The organism is Anaerolineales bacterium (assembly GCA_022866145.1).
Lineage (GTDB): Bacteria > Chloroflexota > Anaerolineae > Anaerolineales > E44-bin32 > PFL42.
In genome coordinates, this window is sequence record JALHUE010000540.1 from 1 (window position 1) to 1,900 (window position 1,900).

Below are 1,900 nucleotides of genomic sequence, written 5' to 3' on the forward strand. Positions count from 1 at the left end.
CCTGAGCGATCCCGCCGTGGCTCAGCTCACCCCCCATGCCCCCCAACACAACCATCCGCAGAGCCAGCAGCAGGGCCAGTGCACCTGCGTACGGCAGGGCATCACGGACAGCCTGACGGAAATCGCGCCGGGTTGGCCGGCTGTCTCCAGGAAGAAACAGCCATCGACCCGCCGGGATCAGAATCAGGAATACAGCCGCGATCTCCTTAGCCAGAACCGCCAGCGCGAACAGCCCGACCGAGAGCATGCCCAGGACCTGTCCCCTGGGCATGCGCCTGATCTTCTGGCGATAGGCGGTCAGCGCCAACAATCCCAAGAACAACGCCAGCATGTCCTGGCGCCTGGAGATCACAGGAACCACGTCGACCATGACAGGATGCACCAAGAAGATGGCGGCCCCGAGCCAAGCCGGGAACAGCCTCAGCCTGCCTTGCACACGCAGCAAATAGAAGAGCATCAGCGTGTTGGCGGCATGGAGAAGCAGGTTCGTGAGAAAGAAGCCAGCGGGCTCGAGGCCCCAGATGGAGTAGTCCGCACCGAAAGAAAGGCTGCTCACCGGGCGGTAGTAGCGGGCAATGGAGGTAAAACCTGTTCCAGCCATGAGCGGGCGGCCCAGGATTTGCGCCAAATCGCGCAGCGTCTGCACACGCCCGGTTTCAATCAACGAGAAGGTGTCGGTGCCCGAGAAGAACCCGGTGAGCAGCGAGCCGTACACCCCCAGGCTGAGCGCTACCAAGGACAGCCCGAGCAGGAGATCCGGTGCGGACTTGCGCAGGTCAAGCAAGCTCATGGGGAAAGCTGGACATCACTGTCGAAGCGCCTGGGCGGGAGGGGCGATGCAGTGCCCGAGGCGATCGAGCCGGCGTGGGAATGTGACCCGCCGCCGATGGACTCCTGGAACCGGGTAGCCAGCGGCCTCTGTTCACTCCCCCTGGGGAACTCGCCGCGAGTCCCAACGGGCAAGGCCAACGACCACCGATGCCGAGAGGATCTCGACCAGGATCGAGATCAGGCGCATCAAGGTGGCAGCAATCAGGACTGGCTTGAGAGGCAGCCATGGGGTAGCCAGGAAGACGAAGGTCGCCTCCCGCACACCGATCCCTCCCGGAGCGAACGGCGCCGCCTGCCCCACCAGCCGTCCGATCGGATAGGCGGCAATAACATGCAGCATCACCGGCACTTGGCGCGGCATGTCGGGGTACACGGCGAACAGCATGAACAGGACCGCCAGACCCTGCACCAGATTGACCAAGGTATAGAGCACAAAGGCTGTGAGGCGATCGAAGACCCGCAGGCGTGCCGAGGGCGCTGCCGGCGCCTTCCTGCGCAAGACCGACCAGGACCAGAGCAAGACACGATCGGGCGCCGCAAAGCACAGGATCCACGCTACGGTTAGGCCGGCCATCATGACCGGATACAGCGATTCCCATTGCCCCAACAGCCAGGGAGCAGGTTCGGCGAGAAAGGCGACCCACGCCAGGAACAGACCGCCTCCCATCAGGAACACGATTTCGTACACAACGCTTTCCCAAGCGAGAGAGCGCGAGCCGCCCTGGCGCCTGAGCAATTCGACCTTGCCGCCGATGTTGACAAACGTGCCCGCCGGCAGGTAGCGAGTCACGAAGGAGGTGAGGAAGGTGTGGTGCAGCCCCAACGACGACAGATCCGTTTCATGGGGACTGAGCCTGCGCACCAGCCACTGCCAGTTCAGGCTGAGCCCAAGTGTGAAGATGATCGTCAGCAGCGTGCCCAGGGTGATCCAGGCAGGATGCGCGCTCACCTGGATCTGGCGGACGTCGTCCCAACGAAGATAGGCGGCCCGTCCCAGGAAGGCGAGCAAGAGCAGGACGAACCCGATCTGGAGAGGCAGGCGCAGCGCCCTCAGTAGTTGACGGACCAC

Annotated in this window: 2 protein-coding genes; both read right to left on the reverse strand. The window is 63.6% G+C overall.

Annotation, left to right across the window (positions count from 1 at the left end; translation table 11 throughout):
* A partial coding sequence (locus MUO23_15400; protein ID MCJ7514337.1) for a hypothetical protein occupies positions 1-790 on the reverse strand: 790 nt, incomplete at its 3' end.
* A gap of 132 nt (positions 791-922) precedes the next feature.
* Positions 923-1,900: lysylphosphatidylglycerol synthase domain-containing protein (locus tag MUO23_15405; protein ID MCJ7514338.1), on the reverse strand; the 978-nt coding region annotated here is incomplete at its 5' end.